We start from the raw sequence: 17,039 nt of genomic DNA, 5'->3' as shown, positions 1-17,039 counted from the left end.
CGCTATTGTAACAACGCGATTGCGTGCGTCTGTCCGCTTTCGCTCATGCCGTCTCTTCGAGACCGAATGGCGCGAGAGAACCACGCCCTGCCCGCACCAGCACCGGCTCAACACCGGTCAAATCGATCACGGTGGATGGTTCGCATACGCACGGGCCGCCGTCGATCACCAGGTCCAATTGCTTTTCGAGCCGCTCGCGGATTTCCTCCGGATCGTTCAGCGGCTGGGTTTCGCCCGGCATGATCAGCGTGGAGCCGAGCAGCGGCTGGCCGAGCTCTTCGAGAATGGCCAGCGTGATCGCGTGCTCCGGTACCCGCAGGCCGATGGTTTTGCGCGACGGATGCGACAGGCGGCGCGGCACCTCTTTGGTGGCCTGCAACACAAAAACGTAAGGACCCGGCGTGACCGATTTGATCAGGCGGTATTGCCGGTTGTCGACCATCGCGAAGTTCGACAACTCCGATAGATCGCGCACCAGCAGCGACAGCAGTGCCTTCTCGTCGAGCCCGCGAATACGCCGCAAGCGCTCGACCGCGTCCTTGTCGTCGAGATGACAGGCAAGCGCATAGCTCGAATCCGTCGGCAAGGCGACGACCCCGCCGTCATTGATGATCTGCACGGCCTGTTTGACGAGGCGCGGCTGCGGGTTATCCGGATGAAGCCGAAAGTATTGGGACATTTTGACTAACGGTGGCTACAGGTAGCTGCGGATGGAAGTTGGGCGAAAAGTGGCAAGTCGGACAGCAGATCGGGCGAAAACAAGCCCTCGTTCGAGGGCTGTCGCGCAGATCGTGCCGCCGTGGCACGGCGCGATCACAGCCAGCGTTCCCAAACGGGCTTGAGGTCGGAAGGCAGTGGCGGCAGCGTGCCGAGGTCGATGCGGCCTTCGCCGGGTGCATGGAAGTCAGAACCGCGCGAGGCCTCGAAGCCGAAGCGGCGCGCGACGTCAGCATATTCGCGGTACTGATCCGGCGTGTGACTACCCGTCACCACTTCGATCGCCTTGCCGCCAAGGTCGATGAATTCAGCGAAAAACGCGTCGAACTCAACCGGCGAGTACGCATATCGACCCGGGTGCGCGATGATCGCCTCGCCGCCCGCCGCCTGAATCCAGCCAACCGCATCCGCCAGTTTCGCCCAGCGATGCGACACGTAGCCGGGCTTGCCGTCGCCGAGATAGCGATTGAACACGTCCTGCGTCGAACTGGCGTAGCCGCTTTCGACCATGAAGCGCGCGAAGTGCGTGCGCGAAATCATGTCGGGGTTCGAGACGTATTGGAGCGCGCCTTGATAGGCGTCGGGAATGCCGAGCGTGGCCAACTGTTCGCCGATTGCTTCGGCGCGCGCCGCGCGGCCGTTGCGAGTGCGCGCGAGGCCGTCGATCAGCGTTGTGCTGGTCGGATCGACGCCCAGGCCAACGATGTGCACCGTGCGCGAAGCCCACGTCACCGAGATCTCCACGCCGCTCACGTAGCCCATGCCAAGCGCCTCAGCGGTGCTGCGCGCTTCGTGCTGGCCGCCCAGTTCGTCGTGGTCGGTCAACGCCCACAGCGTCACGCCTCCCGCGTGCGCGCGGCGCGCGACATCGGCCGGCGCGAACTGGCCGTCGGAAACGGTGGAATGGCAGTGGAGGTCAGCGTTCATCTTTGTCTTGAGAAGGTTCTACACTCATTTTACTGCAACGCAGTAAATGCCCGCAGAGCTATCTCGCGATAGCGGACCTCGCATCGAAACCTTTTTGCAAGGTTCAGGCGCAGAAGCCCTCGATCAGCGCGGCCACCTGCTCCGGTTGGTCGTGATGCACCATGTGCCCCGCTTCATCGATGATCTTCTCGCGCCAGTTCGAAAAAGCCTGGAAACGCGCCTTGAATTCGTCGAGCGGAATCTCGCCGGCGATCTGTGCGAGTGTGGGCGAGTTGGCGGCTTCGACGTGCAGCACTTTGGCGCTTGCCTTGCGCCACACGGCCATCACTTCGTCGAGGCGGTACAGCGTCGGCCCGCGCAGTTTGTGCGCCGGATCGGCGAGCAGCATGAAGCGCCCTTCTCCGTCCGGCTTCGACCAATGTTCCGCGAGGAACTGCGCGCGTTGAGGATCGAGGCGCGGGTTGGTCTTGATCAGGCGAGCGGCGACATCATCCAGCGACGCGTAGCGTTTCAATTGCGGCGGATCGCGCAACTCGTCGAGCCAGTTGGAGAGCCGCTTAGGCGCTTGCGCCGAGTGCGACGGCGCGAGCCCAAAGCCTTCCAGATCAACCACGCAGCGCACCCGCGCCGGCCGCACGCCCGCATACAGGCAGGCTATGTTCGCGCCCATGCTGTGGCCGACCAGATTGACTTCGCCGGTCGGTGCATAGTGATCGAGCAGCGCGTCGAGATCGCCGAGATAGTCATGAATCCAGTAGTTGCCGCCGCCGCGCTCGGCGACCGGCCAGTCCGACAGGCCGAAGCCGCGCATATCGGGCGCGATCACCTGCCAGTCGCCGCCCAATGCATCGACGACGAACTGGAACGATGCCGCCACGTCCATCCAGCCATGCAGCATGAACAGCATCGGCGCATCCGGATTGCCCCAGCGCCGCACATGCAGACGGATGCCGTGCGCGGCGACGAATTCAGACTTGGAGGTATTCATGAACGGCTCGCCCGAAAAAAGAATGGTCGTTCGATTATAACGAGATAGTCGGACAATGCGTGGGGTCCGGCTATGGAAGAAGGCTTCAGTCGCTCGTGGCCGGAGGGGCCGGAGGGGCCGGAGGCTCAGCGTTGAGGCCGGCCAGGGCGACGAGCGCGGCCAGTTCGGTTTCGTCGAAACCGGCATCGCGGCGCGCCTCGAAATTGAACGGACCGCGTAATTTCGGTGCGTGATACTGGTCGGCGAGGCGCGTATAGGTACCGTGCGGATCGAGGCCGCCCGCGTCGCAGAGATGACGGAACCAGCGGTTGCCGATCAGCACGTGGCCGATTTCATCGCGCAGGATCACGTCGAGAATCGCCGCGGATGCCTGGTCGCCCGCCTGCTGCAAGCGTGCGCGGATCGGCGGCGAGGCGTCGAGGCCACGCGCTTCGAGGGTGCGTGGCACGAGTGCCATGCGCGCCAGCACGTCGGCGCGCGTGCGCTCGCACATGTCCCAAAGGCCATCGTGTGCAGGAAAATCGCCGTACGCATGGCCGAATTCCGCAAGCCGCGCGACCAGCAGCGAGAAGTGATGCGCCTCTTCAGCGGCGACTTTGAGCCAGTCGGTGTAGAAGGCGGCGGGCATGCCGGCGAAACGCCAGACGGCGTCGAGCGCGAGATTGATGGCGTTGAATTCGATGTGTGCCAGTGCGTGCAGCAAGACAGCCCGCCCCTCGGGCGATTGCATGCTGCGGCGTTTCAGTTTGCGCGGATCGACCAGTTCGGGGCGCGCGGGACGGCCCGGCAGGTCGGCCGGCTCGGCGAGTTCGAGGTCTGCTGGGCACGCGAGGCTGCCGTCGAGTGCCGCGGCGTATAACGCGCGGGCCGCGGCTGCCTTGCTTGCCGGATCACTCTCGCGCAATACGGCCAGCGCTGTGGTGCGCGCGCAATTCACGCGATTCGAACAATGCTCAGGATTCGATATCGGCAGAGCGGGCGAAACGGACGGAGCAGCGGAATTCATGGCAACCCGGTTGGCAAAGGGCACGGCAGCAGGCAAGACGGGGGGCGCGGCGGGCGCTGAGGCCGATGAGCACCGGACAGCGTGCGCCGACACCAACCGACCTAAGCACACAACCGTTTACAATACTCGATTCGACAATCTAGCGCGCCTGTTGCGCAGGGCCGGCGGGACAACCCGGCTCATCAAGGCGTTTCGGGCGTTTTCCGGTGTTTCGCCGCTCCGCTTTGCAGCCCGTTTCGAAGCCCCGGCCACCCCGCGTAGCGCGCAGCGACCGATCAAGAGGAGACTCCGTGACAATTTATAAGCTTGGCGAAGCAGCCCCGACCATCCATGAAAGCGTGTTCGTCGCGGATTCCGCGAACATTATCGGCAATGTGACGCTCGAGGAAAATTCGAGCGTCTGGTTCGGCGCGACGCTTCGCGGCGATAACGAGCCGATCACCCTCGGCGCCGGCAGCAACGTCCAGGAAAACGCGGTGCTGCACACTGACCCCGGCTTCCCGCTGAAGATCGAGCCGAATGTAACGATCGGCCACCAGGTCATGCTGCACGGCTGCACAATCAAGGAAGGTTCGCTGATCGGAATTCAGGCCGTGGTCTTGAATGGTGCGGTAATCGGCCGCAACTGTCTGGTCGGAGCGGGCGCCATCGTCACGGAAGGCAAAGTGTTTCCTGACAATTCGCTGATTCTCGGCGCGCCCGCCAAAGTGGTGCGCGAACTGACCGAGACGGATATCGCCAATATGCAGCGCGGCACGGCAAGCTATGCCGAGCGCCGCGAATATTTCAAGGCGCAGCTCGTGCGCATCGGCTAATCAGCCGGGGCGCGCGGCGCGCACGGCGCAGCATCAGGCTGCGTCATTCGACCGAGGAAAAGTTGTGAGCGACCAGTTGCAAAAATTCATGTTCAGCGCGGCGCCGGTGCGCGGCGAGATCGTTTCTCTGCGCAATACGTGGCAGGAAGTGCTGACGCGCCGGGACTATCCGGCGCCCGTACGGACGATTCTGGGCGAGATGATGGCCGCGTGCGCGCTGCTTTCGGCGAACCTCAAGTTCGACGGCACGCTCGTCATGCAGATTTTTGGTGACGGACCGGCCAAGATGCTGGTGGTGCAGTGCAGCTCCGACCTGTCGATGCGCGCCACCGCCAAGCTCTCCGGCGAAGCGGCCAATACGATCGACGACACCACCTCCATGATCGAACTGGTCAACGCAAGCGGCCATGGCCGTTGCGTGATCACGCTCGACCCGCGCGACAAGCAGCCCGGCCAGCAGCCGTATCAAAGTATCGTCCCGCTCTCGGGTGTGGACGGCCCGCTCAAGTCGATGTCCGAAGTGCTCGAGCACTACATGCATCACTCGGAGCAGCTCGACACGCGCCTGTGGCTTGCAGCAAACACCGAGCGCGCAGTCGGCATGCTGCTGCAAAAACTGCCGGGTGACGGCGGTATCGTCCCGCATCCGGGCGACCTGGACGCGGACACCTGGGAGCGCGTCTGCACGCTCGGCGGCACGATGTCGCAAGACGAACTGTTGAAAGAAGAACCGGAAACGATTTTCCGCCGTCTCTTCTGGCAGGAGAATGTGCAGCATTTCGAGCCGGCCACGACGCGTTTCGAATGCAGTTGTTCGCGCGAAAAAGTCGGCGCCATGTTGAAAATGCTGGGCCGTGAGGAAGTGGACAGCGTGATCGAAGAGCGCGGCCACGTTGAGATTCATTGCGAATTCTGTAATCAACGGTACGAATTCGATCCGGTCGACGTAGCGCAACTTTTTGTCGCTAATGCGCTCTCACAAGGCGTGACCCCAGCAGCCGACCAGCGGCACTGAAGCAGCCAGGCGGCGGTTCATTAGGCCGGCATTACGGCAGTAAGATAATGTGCCGCCCGCTGCCTTTTCGGGCTCGGGTGACGCGTTATCGTCGATCATTGCGCTGGATCGTCGGGGGTGCGCGCTGCGCATGTTTTGCTTAGGCATCCGACCGATGGAGATAAAAATGAACATCCCTACTTCGTTGAAGCATTGCATGCGTACGGTCGCCGTGCTGACGCTCATCGGCGGCAGCGCTGCGCTGGCGGGTTGCGTGATGGACCCGCCGGGCCCATCGCCGATTTATAGCCGGCTGCCGGCTGACCAGTCGGGCATGGCCAGTACCGCCCGGCCGCTCACACCCGAAGAGCGCGAGCGCTACGATGCGATCGACCGTCAGGTGCTGTCCGATCAGAATCAGGCCATTGCCGCCGAAAACGCTGCTCAAGCGTACTCACGTTATTACTCGCCGCCCGTCAGCGTGTACGGCAGTTACTACGGCGGCGGTTGGGGACACGGCTGGGGCACGGGTGTTGGCGTAGGCTATTCGCCGTATTGGGGCTGGTAAGCCGAAGCGGGCACTCCGGACAGTAGGTATGCCGATACGGCGACCAGACGGAGAGACTGGCATCACAGGTAAACAAAAAAGCCGCTGACCTTGTGGATCAGCGGCTTTTTTCATGTTCCTGCGAACTTTTACGTTCGTTTTTGCGTTCGTCTGCGAGCTCAACCAACCTGAATAAACTCAGTGCGCGGCCTTCTTCTCTGTCACCACCTTACCGCCACGCTTGCGCTCCGGCTTTGCGCGCGACTCCGGATTCGGCACCATATGCAGCGGCGCCGCCGACACCACACCGCGCGTAGAAGTGGTAACCGAAGGCGTGTTTGCAGCCGGCAACGGCGCGTTCGGCGCAACGAACTGCACGAACACTTCGCTGTCCTTCACCATGCCCATTTCGTAACGCGCCCGCTCTTCCACCGCGGCCGTACCGTTCTGCAGATCCTGAACTTCGCCCTGGATACGCTCATTGCGCAGCTTCGAATCGGTGTTCTTCTGCAGTTGCTGCGCCAGTTGCTGCTGCAACTCGTGCACACGCAACCAGCCGCCGTGTCCCCACCAGAGCGGGTACTGGATCAGCGCCAGTAGAACGATCAGGACAGCAGTGACAAGCCGCATGAAGTAAGCACAATAAATACACGCCGCCCTGCGCTATACGCAGGGCGGCGGGGTCAATCAGAAACGGAGGATAACCGGGTCATCGGTCGGCGCTGGCAGCCAAGCCATTAGCGCAGATTGTAGAACGCCGACTTGCCCGGGTAGCTGGCGATATCACCGAGGTCTTCTTCGATGCGCAGCAACTGGTTGTACTTCGAGATGCGGTCCGAACGCGACAGCGAACCCGTCTTGATCTGACCGGCGTTCAGGCCGACTGCGATATCCGCAATCGTCGAATCTTCGGTTTCGCCAGAGCGGTGCGAGATCACAGCCGTATAGCCAGCGCGCTTCGCCATTTCGATCGCCGCGAAGGTTTCCGTCAGCGTACCAATCTGGTTGATCTTGATCAGGATCGAGTTGGCGATACCCTTCTCGATGCCTTCCTTCAGGATGCGCGTGTTGGTGACGAACAGGTCGTCGCCCACCAGCTGGATCTTCTTGCCGAGCTTGTCGGTCAGGATCTTCCAGCCGGCCCAATCGCTTTCGTGCATGCCGTCTTCGATCGAGACGATCGGGAACTTGTCGGCCAGGTTCGCCAGGTAATCGGCGAATTCGGTCGACGACAGTTGCAGGCCTTCGCCCGCCAACTGGTATTTGCCGTCGTGGTAGAACTCGCTCGCTGCGCAGTCGAGTGCCAGCAGTACGTCTTCACCGGCGCGGTAGCCGGCCTTTTCAATAGCTTGCAGGATGGTCGACAGACATTCGTCGTTGCTGCCGAAGTTCGGCGCAAAACCGCCTTCGTCGCCCACTGCCGTGCTCATGCCGCGATCCGACAGGATCTTCTTCAGCGCGTGGAACACTTCGGCGCCGCAGCGCAGTGCTTCGCGGAAGGTCGGCTGGCTGACCGGCACGATCATGAATTCCTGGATGTCCAGGCTGTTGTTCGCGTGCGCGCCGCCGTTGACGATGTTCATCATCGGGACCGGCAGTTGCATCGCGCCCGAGCCGCCAAAGTAGCGGTACAACGGCAGACCGGCTTCTTCAGCAGCAGCCTTGGCCACGGCCATCGAGACGGCCAGCATCGCGTTCGCGCCGAGGCGCGACTTGTTGTCGGTGCCGTCGAGTTCCAGCAGGGTCTTGTCGAGGAAGGCCTGCTCGGAAGCGTCGAGGCCCATGATCGCTTCGGAGATTTCGGTGTTGATGTGCTCGACGGCCTTCAGCACGCCCTTGCCGCCGTAGCGGCCGGCTTCGCCGTCGCGCAGTTCGATCGCTTCGCGCGAACCCGTCGACGCACCAGACGGCACCGCAGCGCGGCCCATTGTGCCCGACTCGAGCAGCACGTCGCATTCGACGGTGGGGTTGCCTCGCGAATCGAGAATCTCTCGACCGATGATATCTACGATAGCACTCATGGTTTCCTCAAGAAATGACGTTGAATTCTTTACTGTGAAACTGCATCAGGCGTGTCGATCCGGAGTTAGCGCTTTGTCGATCCGGTCCCATGCAGAGCACTGGTCTCCCCAGCACACTACGCACACCCTGATGCTTTCGACGACCATTGCGTGCATTCGCCGCGTGCCGATGATACCGACTGAGCCCATTGTGCAGCCCAATCGTGACACGCTGCGAACGCCTGAATCAGTTGAAATCGCTTTCGAGGAACGGCGCGCGCTTGACGGCCTGATCGAGCGTAACCAGCGTTTCGAGCAGATCGGCCATGCGGTGCAACGGCACCGCGTTCGGGCCGTCCGACTTGGCTTCCGAAGGCTTCGGATGGGTTTCCATGAAGAGACCCGCCACGCCCGTCGCCACGGCAGCTCGCGCCAGCACCGGCACGAATTCGCGCTGACCGCCCGAGCTCGTGCCCTGCCCGCCTGGCAACTGCACCGAGTGGGTGGCATCGAACACGACCGGCGCGTTGGTTTCGCGCATGATCGCAAGCGATCGCATGTCCGACACGAGGTTGTTATAGCCGAACGACACGCCGCGTTCGCACGCCATGAAGCGGTCTTCCGAGAGACCGGCTTCACGCGCCGCATCACGCGCCTTGTCGATCACGTTCTTCATGTCGTGCGGTGCGAGAAACTGGCCTTTCTTGATGTTGACCGGTTTGCCCGAACGCGCGCAAGCGTGAATGAAATCTGTTTGACGGCACAGGAAAGCAGGCGTTTGCAGGACGTCGACCACCGACGCGACCTGCTCGATCTCGTGCTCGGCATGTACGTCGGTCAGCACCGGCAAACCGAGCTGACGCTTCACTTCCGACAGGATGCGCAAGCCTTCGTCCATGCCCAGACCGCGGAACGACTTGCCGCTGCTGCGGTTGGCCTTGTCGTACGACGATTTGTAGATGAACGGAATGTTCAGCTTCGCGCAGATTTCCTTCAGCCGGCCTGCCGTGTCGATCGTCATCTGTTCGGATTCGACGACACAGGTGCCTGCGATCAGGAAAAACGGCTTGTCGAGCCCGATTTCGAAATCGCCCAGTTTCATGCTTTCTCCCCGACTTCGTTCACCGTGTGCGACTGCTGATGCGCAAGCGCCGCTTCGACGAACGACTTGAACAGCGGATGGCCGTCACGCGGCGTGGACGTGAATTCCGGGTGGAACTGCACGCCGACGAACCACGGGTGCATGCTGCGCGGCAATTCCATCATTTCCGGCAGATCTTCACTCGGGGTACGGGCGCTGATGATAAGGCCACCGGCTTCGAGTTGGGGCACGAAGCGGTTATTGACTTCATAACGGTGGCGATGGCGTTCGTTCACATCCTTGCCATAGATCTCTTCGGCCATCGTGCCGGGCTTGATCGGGCAACGTTGCGAACCGAGGCGCATCGTGCCGCCCAGATCCGATTCTTCAGTGCGCTTCTCGACCTTTCCTTCGCGGTCGTACCACTCGGTGATCAGTGCGACCACGCGGTTCTCGGTTTCCTGATCGAACTCGGTGCTGTTCGCATTCTTCAGGCCGACCACGTCGCGGGCAAATTCGATCACAGCCAGCTGCATGCCGAGGCAGATGCCCAGATACGGCACCTTCGCTTCACGCGCATAGCGGATCGCGGCGATCTTGCCTTCGGTGCCACGACGGCCGAAGCCGCCCGGCACGAGCACCGCATCGAGATGCTTGAGGCTGTCGACGCCTTGCGTCTCGACCTCTTCCGAATCGATGTACTGAATGTTGACCTTGGTCGATGTATGCATCGACGCATGGCGCAGCGCTTCGATCAGCGACTTGTACGACTCGGTCAGATCGACATACTTGCCGACCATGCCGATCGTGACTTCGTGCTGCGGATGCTCGAGCTTCTCGACGAGACTCGACCACATCGACAGATCGGCCGGCTTCGGCGTGAGCTTGAGCTCTTCGCAAATGATCGCGTCCAGACCCTGGTCGTGCAGCATCTGCGGAATCTTGTAGATGCTGTCGGCGTCCCACACGGAAATCACCGCGTCTTCGGGCACGTTCGAGAACATCGAAATCTTCGCGCGCTCGTCGTCCGGAATGGGGCGGTCGGCGCGGCACAGCAGAACGTGCGGCGAGATCCCGATTTCGCGCAGCTTCTGCACACTATGTTGCGTAGGTTTGGTTTTCAGCTCGCCTGCGGTGGCGACCCAAGGCACCAGCGTAAGGTGCACGAAGCACGCGCTGTTGCGGCCCATGCGCAGGCTCATCTGACGCGCGGCCTCGAGGAACGGAAGCGATTCGATGTCGCCTACGGTGCCGCCCACTTCTACGATCGCGACATCTGGCTCACCGCACGTCGCAGAAGCTGCGCCGCGTTCGATGAACGCCTGGATTTCGTTGGTAATGTGCGGAATGACCTGCACCGTCTTGCCGAGATAATCGCCGCGGCGTTCCTTGCGGATCACCGATTCGTAAATCTGGCCTGTGGTGAAGTTGTTGGCCTTGCGCATCTTCGTGCTGATGAAGCGCTCATAGTGGCCGAGGTCGAGGTCAGTCTCCGCTCCGTCTTCCGTTACGAACACTTCGCCGTGTTGAAACGGGCTCATCGTGCCGGGGTCGACGTTGATGTAGGGATCGAGCTTGAGGAGGGTGACTCTAAGACCGCGCGATTCGAGGATCGCGGCGAGGGAAGCGGCGGCAATACCCTTGCCGAGGGAAGATACTACGCCGCCGGTGACGAAAACATATTTGGTCATCGCTGGATGCTCGCGGGAAAAACGGATTATACCGTAAAGCAGGGTCTCAACCCAGCAAAATCCGAGCGACATCTGCACGCGCCGACGCTACGGCGGCGGCAATCGCCGTGCGCCGATCATGCACCGTTTTCGCGCCGGCGCCCAACCGCTTGAGCAGGCCGCGCTGCCACCGCTGCCACGGCGGTGCCGCTTATAAGCAGCCCGCCGCGCCGATGAACTCGCGCGCCGCGCAGCCCGTGGCCCTAAGCCCCCCGCTCCAGTTCGCGCAACATCCGCTGTACCGCGCGTGCGGTTTCGAGCGGTTTTTCCATCGGATACAGATGGCTGCCTTCGATCCATTCCACATGACCGCCAGTCGCGCGGCGGGTGGCGTCCAGACCCGCCTGGCGCACCTCCTTTGAATGCGTGCCGGCAATGAACCCCACCGGCACCGGGGCGCCGCGCGCAAGGCGGGGCCCAAGCGTATGCGGCAAGGTTTTATAGATCTGGTACTCAGTGCGCCGGTCGAAAGCGAGCGACCGGCCGCCGTCAGGCGCGCTCTGCGGAATGCCGAAGTCGATGTAATCGGACAGCATCCGTTCGTCCCAGCGCGCGAACGCCGGCTTCGAATGAAAGTGCCGCCACGCCTCGTCGCGGCTCGCCCACTGCGTGCGCCGCGCGCGGGTGGCGGCCGCGGGCGAAAGCCGCTCGTCGAGTCCGGTCCATTGCGACACCCGCAACATGCTGCTGCGCCAACCGGCGATCACAGGTGAATCGAGCATCACCACGCCCTTTACCCACTGCGGCTTTTTCAGCGCGGCCATCAGCGACAGATAGCCACCCAGCGAATGGCCGACCAACCATACCGGCCGCTCGTAGGTACGACCGACATCGTCGAGCAATTGCTCGACCAGATGCGGCCAGTCCTGCGTGACCGGATAACGCGCGTCGTGGCCGATGCGCTCGATGGAGCGCAATTCGTAGTCGTCGGCGAGTTCGGCGAAGATCGTCCGGTACGTCGACGCCGGGAAACCGTTCGCGTGCGAGAAGTGGATGATGTTTTTCAACTGCGGCTATCTCCGTTCTGTTTTGACGCGCGGGCTCCGGGCCTGGCTTTTCGTGCCGGCTCCGAATCCAGCGGCGCATTTGTTCTATCTGTACGGCCGGCGATCCATCAACGATCCATCCAGTAGCGGCGCTGCGTGTCGCGATAGCGCTCGAGCGTCAGTGCTGCGCCGCTCAGCCCCGCACTGACTCCCGTGCTTCCCTCGGGTCCGGTGTCCGGATCGGGACCCGGGCTGACATCGACCCGCACCGCGCCGTCTGCATCGCTGCGGGCGAGCTCGATGTGCCGGGCGTTGTAGCGCTCGAACACGCCCGCGTTCGGATGATGAAAACGGTTGCGATAGCCTATCGTAGGGCAGAAGTGACTAGACGATTTTATCTATTTGATTTTTAACGACAAATCTTGCGCCGGTCAGCTTTGAGATTGTCACCGTTTTTAGCTGTTTTCGAGCACTTCGCAGCAACGTTGGGCACAATTTGGGCACAGTACGCTTGAGCGATCATCGCGTCTCAGCGAACACGCCCGAAGCGACGCGCCCAGCCTTTGGCAAGTTCGAATGCCGACTTCCGCTCGGGCCTGCCCCGCCGCTCGTCGACGATCTCTTTGCAGAGATCAATGCATTCGTCACAGATCGCCACGCCATCCGGACCGTGCACGATCGACTCTGCAGCATGTTGAGTCTTGCCGCAAAAATCGCACAGCCATATTCCGTTGCTGCTTTTCACTATCGTGTCACCGATGGGCGCTCAGCGCGTTGATCAACTCAAGCGCAAACTCCACCTCTCGTTTCAACGCCGCTGCTGATCCGTCCGGCGGCACCTGCGCCATGGCATCGGCCACCTTCTCCAGCGCGCCGTTCGCCCGGTCGAGCGCACTCCACAGGACACCAATCTGGCGTTGCATGCCATCGGCGACGATGGCGTGCTGGCGGCGAATTTCCTCGAATATCTTTTCAGCGGCGTCGAGTTGGTGCTCGCGCTGCAGACGGACCAGCATTTCGGCATTCAGCGACAAACCGCTGGCCAAAGCAGATCGCTCCAGGTGCGCGTGCAGCTGGGCCGGGATGCGCAACGTGTACTTTTTAATTGGTTCGGAATTGGGCATTCGGCGGATTCTAGACACAGCAAAACCGCGCCGCCACCTCGCGCCACTGTGCCGCTGAATTGACGGCAAACACGGTCTCTTTTCGCCGCTTAGACGGCGGCACTCACCCTACAGAATGTTTTCACCGGGCTTAATGAAGTACCGGAAACACTACTATATTGAGAGCCACCCACAATGGAATTGTTGGAAACCAAATCCGCGAGCAGCGCTGGGGTACGCGCCGATCCGATCGATATCGCAACATCAAGGGCGATGCAGTTGCGCGCCCTGCTCGCTACCACGACGATCAGCCACCAGACCGGAGAGTTGTATCCGGAACACATGGCCAACGTGCTCTGGCTCGCCACCGATCTGGTATCCGACGTCATCGACGCAGTGGGGGCGCTTATTTAGCGCATCCTTCGGTTTCCGGACGAACAGCGCACACGTACCCCTGCAGGTAAATCACTTTGGCGCGGTCGACGTCGGCGTCGTCGACGATGGAGAAAAGAGCGAGTCCAAACGCTGGTGCGAGGTCTGCGCTGCCGGCGGCTCCATCGCCCACGCCGCCGGCGCCGGAAGCGGTACCGGCTTGTTCACCACCGGCTGGTTTGAAGTTGGACACGGCGATCCGCAGCCGGCGAGCGCCGTCAGCAATAGCAGTACGATTGCGAGCGTTGTCGGTTTCATGGGCTTTCTTCTCCTTCGTCAGTTGATCGTCGATCGTGGCAATCCTTCCTTCGGCCACGGTGTGCGCATCAATGGCGCGCTGCTCGGCTTCGAGCGCGGCCTTTGAAATGGCGTTGAGATCGTTGGCGTGCTGCTCGTTGTCGTGCGCGTGCGCCGCCTGCTCCGCGCTGAGCTGCGCGCCGTAGTGATTCGCGTCGAGCAAATGCGCGCCGCCGGCGCCGATGGCGAGACCGAGCAGGCCGGCCGCAATGCCGGTGATGAAATATCCATTCATCGCATTCTTCCTTCGCACATAGCGCGTTCGGTCGCTCGGCGTTTCACAAGGCCGGGCAGTTGCTGGCCACCGGCGTACGTCCAGCGGGAAAACTCCGCGCAGGCGCCGGCGTAGTCATGGGCGCGAGCCTTGCGCGCCATCGTGGATCCGCAATACTTCGTGACGCCGACGTTGTAGGCGAATGAGACAAAGGCCACTCGCTGATACCAGGCCATTGGCGCGAGCGGTGTGCACTTATCCACACCCTCGGCATGGTCGACCAGCTGAGCCTCGAGGCGCAGCTCACATTCCTGCGGCGTGAATCTCTGACCCAGCTTGACGTCGTGCGTGTCGCCGTTGCATGCCGTCACGATGCCGATCGGATCAGGCGCCGCGACATACACTGTTCCCTCAAAGACCGGAACAACGTGAAACAGCGCCGCGGCCGCAGCTGCGCCGACGATCGCGGCAAGACTTTTCTTTCCCGGACGCATTGCCATCGTTACTCCAGCGAGGATTGATGCGTGTACGCGCTCCACAAGCCGAACGCGAAGATGACGCCGCTCACCGCGAAAGGCACCCACATCGGCAACCGGTCGAGATACGCGCCTGGAACGGCCGCCCACGCGCCGCCAATTGCCTGCACGACGGATCCAGCGATCAGCGCTTTAACTGAATTCCGCTTGTGCGCCTTGCGCCAATACGACACAGGTTTCATTGCTTCCCCACTTGTGCTTTGGCGTAGAAAAAAAGCGCGGTCGCCAGCAGGCCGATGGCCGCCAGCATTCCCCGCTCTATGAGCTTGTTGCGCATGTCGACCCAGAACTGTCTGCGAGCCTTGCTCTCGGCAATCAGCGCATCGTGAAAGTCACGATGCCCCCGCGGATCGTCATCCGGAAAGCCCGCCTTCAGCTCCTTGATGTCGGCCTTGATCTCCTCGAGCGCATCCGTGTTCTCGACGTGCTTCTCGTTCAGTTGCGCACCGAGGGCGTTGATGGCGTCAACAACTTCGCTTTGATCTGACATTGGCGTCATTCCCGTTTGACGTCGTGCTGTTGGTCGTCGGCTTGCGCCGTCTTATTCGGTCCGAGAAAACTCAGTGAATGAATACTTTCTCGATATAAATCGGAGCCGTTGACCCGGTCGCGGAAAACAGGGTGAGCGTGTCAGCCGCGCTGTTGCCGAGCGTCTGGAGATAGGCGAGTGGGACGGTTATGTCGTATGCCGCATAGCCAGCAGGAGAAGCGGCGCAGGTGACGCTTTGCGAAAAGCCGTTAGTCGTGACGACGCCGATCTTCGAGTTCGAGTCGGTCGCGTCAGTACGCATCACGATCGAAATCGTGAGGTCCTGGTTGTAATGCGCGAAGCACGACAGTGGAATGCTCGCGATGGTCGAGTTCTGGCCGGCGTTGACCTTGGCGACTGTTCCGCGAATGTCGTTGCAGGAGGCATCGGCAACGAACGTCACAGACGTCGAGGCGATGTCGTGCATCGACGTGCCGCCCATGCGCCCACTCAACGGTTGACCGAACGAGCTATAGCCGGCGCCACGCCCGCTGATCGTCGGCTGAACCCGGGGCCACTCGAAGCGCAGCGCGTATTTCGACGTGTTCTGGATGTTGGCCGCACCCCACTGAACCGACGAGCCGTTAAGCACCCGGTTGTTGTAGAACTCGACGTTCACACCACCGTCCGCCGCCAGCAGAACCGTGGCAGGGTCTTCGAAAGACATCGAGACATCGTGGAACGCGATCTGCGCATCGCGCGCCGCACCGGACACTTTGAGGATGCCGTAGCCGTTCGCGGATGCAAAATGGGTCAGCGTTGTGCCGTCGCCGATGTCCAGACGCGACCCGCTCAGGAAATTGAATACGAAGTACGGACCACCAGCGGGCGCGGCCGATAGGCCCCACTCGAACTTGGTGTTGTGGATATTGAAAATATCGAGGTTCGTGGCCGCGCCGGCGCCCACGATGTGCCCTTTGTTGCTCTCGAAACGGCTGTTATAGACCTTCAGGTTATTGACGTTCTGGTTCAGGTCAGCGTTTTCATAGTTGTCGACGTAGAAAACATTCTGGTCCGCGGTGCCGGTCGCATCGATGTTGTTGACAAAGACATCGTCGAACTTCGTTTCGAAGGTGTTTGACAGGCGCACGGCGCGGCCGACGGCATTCTGGATACCCAAACCGACAACGCTGAATTCGGAATACTGGTGCAGATTGAAAATGCCCGTCGACAGGGTTTTGCCGTTACCGTCCAGCGCGATGCCCTGCAGGCCGCCGCCCAACACCTTCGTGCCAGACGTGCCGCCAGTGAAGTTGCCGTCGAAGGAAAGCAGGTATCCGCCAGACGTTGCAGCTTTCAGGCGCACACTCGCATAGCTCGTCGCCGCCCATTTGAACCGGGCGAACGACGTCATCACGATCGCCTTGTTCGTGGTGATGGCGTCCGGTTCGACGAGATATGTCCCGGGCGGGAAATAGAGAATCCCGCCGGGTGCGATCGCCGCGATCGCGTTCACAATCGCCATCGTGTCGTCGGTAACGCCATCGCCGATTGCGCCCTTGTCTTTCACGCTGAGGAAGTCGCGCTCCTTGCTCTGGAACGTGCGCGCGACCGATCCAACTCCATCGGCTAGAAAGAAGCCCGTACCGGCGCCCGGGGCCACGCCAGCAACGAGCACCTCGGCAACGGCTTTCGCATCGTCCTTGATGCCCTGCGGCTCCTCCCAGTTCTGTTGCGAGACGATGACGTTGCCGAACTGATCGAGAATCATCGCCTTACTGGCGCGAGCCGCGGCGCCTGGCAACAGAGTGCCCTGCCCCGCGTTTTCGAATGGGATCTGTACAGCTTGAACCAGACTCTGTCCCAGCTCCTGCTGCGCACCCCAGAGGCGGTCAAAATCCTGATTCAGCGTCGGCGCCAGAAGGTCGCCGTTATCCTGATAGTCGATGTCGCGCGCGAGGGCGGTTCGACGGTAAAGAACCACGGGCACGCCAGCAGCCGGCGCAACCGTAAATGTCACGTCGCCACTGACCTCGCCCACGCCGGCAACGGCGAAACCGCTCCCCTGCGCAATAGAGTTGAGCTCGACGACGAGGTCTTCCGCCTCGAAAATCGTGAACGGGAACGTAAACAGCGTTGTTACGCCATTACCGACGTACGCTACGACTGGGATCTGGACTGGGAGCGTCACGCTGCG

At 61.6% G+C, this 17,039-nt stretch carries 20 protein-coding genes and 1 pseudogene; 4 read left to right on the top strand and 17 right to left on the bottom strand.

Annotated elements, in window-relative coordinates; translation table 11 throughout:
- Nucleotides 1-43: 43 nt before the first annotated feature.
- The 4 genes from ACUN0E_RS27625 to ACUN0E_RS27610 form a co-directional block, all read right to left on the bottom strand.
- The gene (locus ACUN0E_RS27625) at nucleotides 44-679 is read right to left on the bottom strand and encodes an L-threonylcarbamoyladenylate synthase (protein WP_408390167.1); all 636 of its coding nucleotides are present in this window, start codon (nucleotides 677-679) and stop codon (nucleotides 44-46) included.
- A 134-nt stretch (nucleotides 680-813) separates the two neighbouring features.
- On the bottom strand, nucleotides 814-1,644 hold the full coding sequence (locus ACUN0E_RS27620) for a 3',5'-nucleoside bisphosphate phosphatase (RefSeq protein WP_445568590.1): 831 nt from the start codon (nucleotides 1,642-1,644) through the stop codon (nucleotides 814-816).
- A 103-nt stretch (nucleotides 1,645-1,747) separates the two neighbouring features.
- The gene (locus ACUN0E_RS27615; RefSeq protein WP_445568589.1) at nucleotides 1,748-2,632 is read right to left on the bottom strand and encodes an alpha/beta fold hydrolase; all 885 of its coding nucleotides are present in this window, start codon (nucleotides 2,630-2,632) and stop codon (nucleotides 1,748-1,750) included.
- Between the two features lie 85 nt (nucleotides 2,633-2,717).
- Nucleotides 2,718-3,638: a ferritin-like domain-containing protein gene (locus ACUN0E_RS27610; RefSeq protein ID WP_445568588.1), complete on the bottom strand. Its 921-nt coding sequence runs from the start codon at nucleotides 3,636-3,638 to the stop codon at nucleotides 2,718-2,720.
- 290 nt (nucleotides 3,639-3,928) lie between these two features.
- Here ACUN0E_RS27610 and ACUN0E_RS27605 point away from each other — a divergent pair, with 290 nt between their 5' ends.
- The 3 genes from ACUN0E_RS27605 (at nucleotide 3,929) to ACUN0E_RS27595 (ending at nucleotide 6,015) form a co-directional block, all read left to right on the top strand.
- On the top strand, nucleotides 3,929-4,453 hold the full coding sequence (locus ACUN0E_RS27605) for a gamma carbonic anhydrase family protein (protein ID WP_408210041.1): 525 nt from the start codon (nucleotides 3,929-3,931) through the stop codon (nucleotides 4,451-4,453).
- A 64-nt stretch (nucleotides 4,454-4,517) separates the two neighbouring features.
- The gene (gene hslO, locus ACUN0E_RS27600; protein ID WP_408227214.1) at nucleotides 4,518-5,468 is read left to right on the top strand and encodes an Hsp33 family molecular chaperone HslO; all 951 of its coding nucleotides are present in this window, start codon (nucleotides 4,518-4,520) and stop codon (nucleotides 5,466-5,468) included.
- A 166-nt stretch (nucleotides 5,469-5,634) separates the two neighbouring features.
- Nucleotides 5,635-6,015, top strand: coding sequence for a hypothetical protein (locus ACUN0E_RS27595; protein ID WP_445568587.1), 381 nt, complete (start codon nucleotides 5,635-5,637; stop codon nucleotides 6,013-6,015).
- A 177-nt stretch (nucleotides 6,016-6,192) separates the two neighbouring features.
- Here the strand turns inward: ACUN0E_RS27595 and ftsB are convergent, their stop codons facing one another.
- The 8 genes and pseudogenes from ftsB to ACUN0E_RS27555 all read right to left on the bottom strand — a co-directional run bounded on the left by ftsB (nucleotide 6,193) and on the right by ACUN0E_RS27555 (nucleotide 12,915).
- Nucleotides 6,193-6,624 (bottom strand): cell division protein FtsB, encoded by a 432-nt coding sequence (gene ftsB / locus ACUN0E_RS27590; RefSeq protein WP_445568586.1) that lies wholly within the window; start codon nucleotides 6,622-6,624, stop codon nucleotides 6,193-6,195.
- 107 nt (nucleotides 6,625-6,731) lie between these two features.
- Nucleotides 6,732-8,015, bottom strand: a complete 1,284-nt coding sequence (eno, locus tag ACUN0E_RS27585; protein WP_097389692.1) for a phosphopyruvate hydratase — start codon at nucleotides 8,013-8,015, stop codon at nucleotides 6,732-6,734.
- A gap of 226 nt (nucleotides 8,016-8,241) precedes the next feature.
- Nucleotides 8,242-9,096, bottom strand: coding sequence for a 3-deoxy-8-phosphooctulonate synthase (kdsA, locus tag ACUN0E_RS27580; protein WP_097389693.1), 855 nt, complete (start codon nucleotides 9,094-9,096; stop codon nucleotides 8,242-8,244).
- Nucleotides 9,093-10,766, bottom strand: coding sequence for a CTP synthase (locus tag ACUN0E_RS27575; RefSeq protein ID WP_408510546.1), 1,674 nt, complete (start codon nucleotides 10,764-10,766; stop codon nucleotides 9,093-9,095). Before ACUN0E_RS27575 ends, kdsA begins: the two co-directional genes overlap by 4 nt.
- A 242-nt stretch (nucleotides 10,767-11,008) precedes the next feature.
- Nucleotides 11,009-11,812: an alpha/beta fold hydrolase gene (locus tag ACUN0E_RS27570; RefSeq protein WP_408227226.1), complete on the bottom strand. Its 804-nt coding sequence runs from the start codon at nucleotides 11,810-11,812 to the stop codon at nucleotides 11,009-11,011.
- Nucleotides 11,813-11,919: 107 nt separating this feature from the next.
- Nucleotides 11,920-12,159, bottom strand: a pseudogene (locus tag ACUN0E_RS27565) (hypothetical protein); the annotation flags it as partial.
- Between the two features lie 161 nt (nucleotides 12,160-12,320).
- The gene (locus ACUN0E_RS27560; protein WP_445568585.1) at nucleotides 12,321-12,536 is read right to left on the bottom strand and encodes a ClpX C4-type zinc finger protein; all 216 of its coding nucleotides are present in this window, start codon (nucleotides 12,534-12,536) and stop codon (nucleotides 12,321-12,323) included.
- A gap of 7 nt (nucleotides 12,537-12,543) precedes the next feature.
- Complete coding sequence (locus tag ACUN0E_RS27555; RefSeq protein WP_445568584.1) at nucleotides 12,544-12,915, bottom strand: hypothetical protein; 372 nt, start codon at nucleotides 12,913-12,915, stop codon at nucleotides 12,544-12,546.
- Between the two features lie 174 nt (nucleotides 12,916-13,089).
- On the opposite strand from ACUN0E_RS27555, the gene ACUN0E_RS27550 reads away from it, so the two are divergent.
- Nucleotides 13,090-13,308, top strand: coding sequence for a hypothetical protein (locus tag ACUN0E_RS27550; RefSeq protein ID WP_445568583.1), 219 nt, complete (start codon nucleotides 13,090-13,092; stop codon nucleotides 13,306-13,308).
- On the opposite strand, the gene ACUN0E_RS27545 is transcribed toward ACUN0E_RS27550, so the two are convergent.
- The 5 genes from ACUN0E_RS27545 to ACUN0E_RS27525 all read right to left on the bottom strand — a co-directional run bounded on the left by ACUN0E_RS27545 (nucleotide 13,301) and on the right by ACUN0E_RS27525 (nucleotide 17,033).
- The gene (locus ACUN0E_RS27545) at nucleotides 13,301-13,858 is read right to left on the bottom strand and encodes a lysis system i-spanin subunit Rz (protein WP_445568582.1); all 558 of its coding nucleotides are present in this window, start codon (nucleotides 13,856-13,858) and stop codon (nucleotides 13,301-13,303) included. The two genes, ACUN0E_RS27550 and ACUN0E_RS27545, sit on opposite strands and share 8 nt — an antisense overlap.
- Entirely contained in the window at nucleotides 13,855-14,331 is a 477-nt protein-coding gene (locus ACUN0E_RS27540) for a lysozyme (RefSeq protein WP_445570526.1), read from the bottom strand. The genes ACUN0E_RS27545 and ACUN0E_RS27540 overlap by 4 nt, the downstream gene beginning before the upstream one ends.
- Nucleotides 14,332-14,339: 8 nt before the next feature.
- A complete protein-coding gene (locus ACUN0E_RS27535) occupies nucleotides 14,340-14,555 on the bottom strand; it encodes a DUF7940 domain-containing protein (protein WP_445568581.1) in 216 nt (71 codons plus the stop codon).
- Entirely contained in the window at nucleotides 14,552-14,863 is a 312-nt protein-coding gene (locus ACUN0E_RS27530) for a hypothetical protein (RefSeq protein ID WP_445568580.1), read from the bottom strand. Before ACUN0E_RS27530 ends, ACUN0E_RS27535 begins: the two co-directional genes overlap by 4 nt.
- 70 nt (nucleotides 14,864-14,933) lie before the next feature.
- Complete coding sequence (locus ACUN0E_RS27525; protein ID WP_445568579.1) at nucleotides 14,934-17,033, bottom strand: glycosyl hydrolase family 28-related protein; 2,100 nt, start codon at nucleotides 17,031-17,033, stop codon at nucleotides 14,934-14,936.
- Between the last annotated feature and the right edge of the window lie 6 nt (nucleotides 17,034-17,039).

Source organism: Paraburkholderia sp. D1E, from assembly GCF_052682275.1.
The sequence above is the reverse complement of the archived record's forward strand: the minus strand, read 5'-3'. Positions and strand labels throughout refer to the sequence as shown.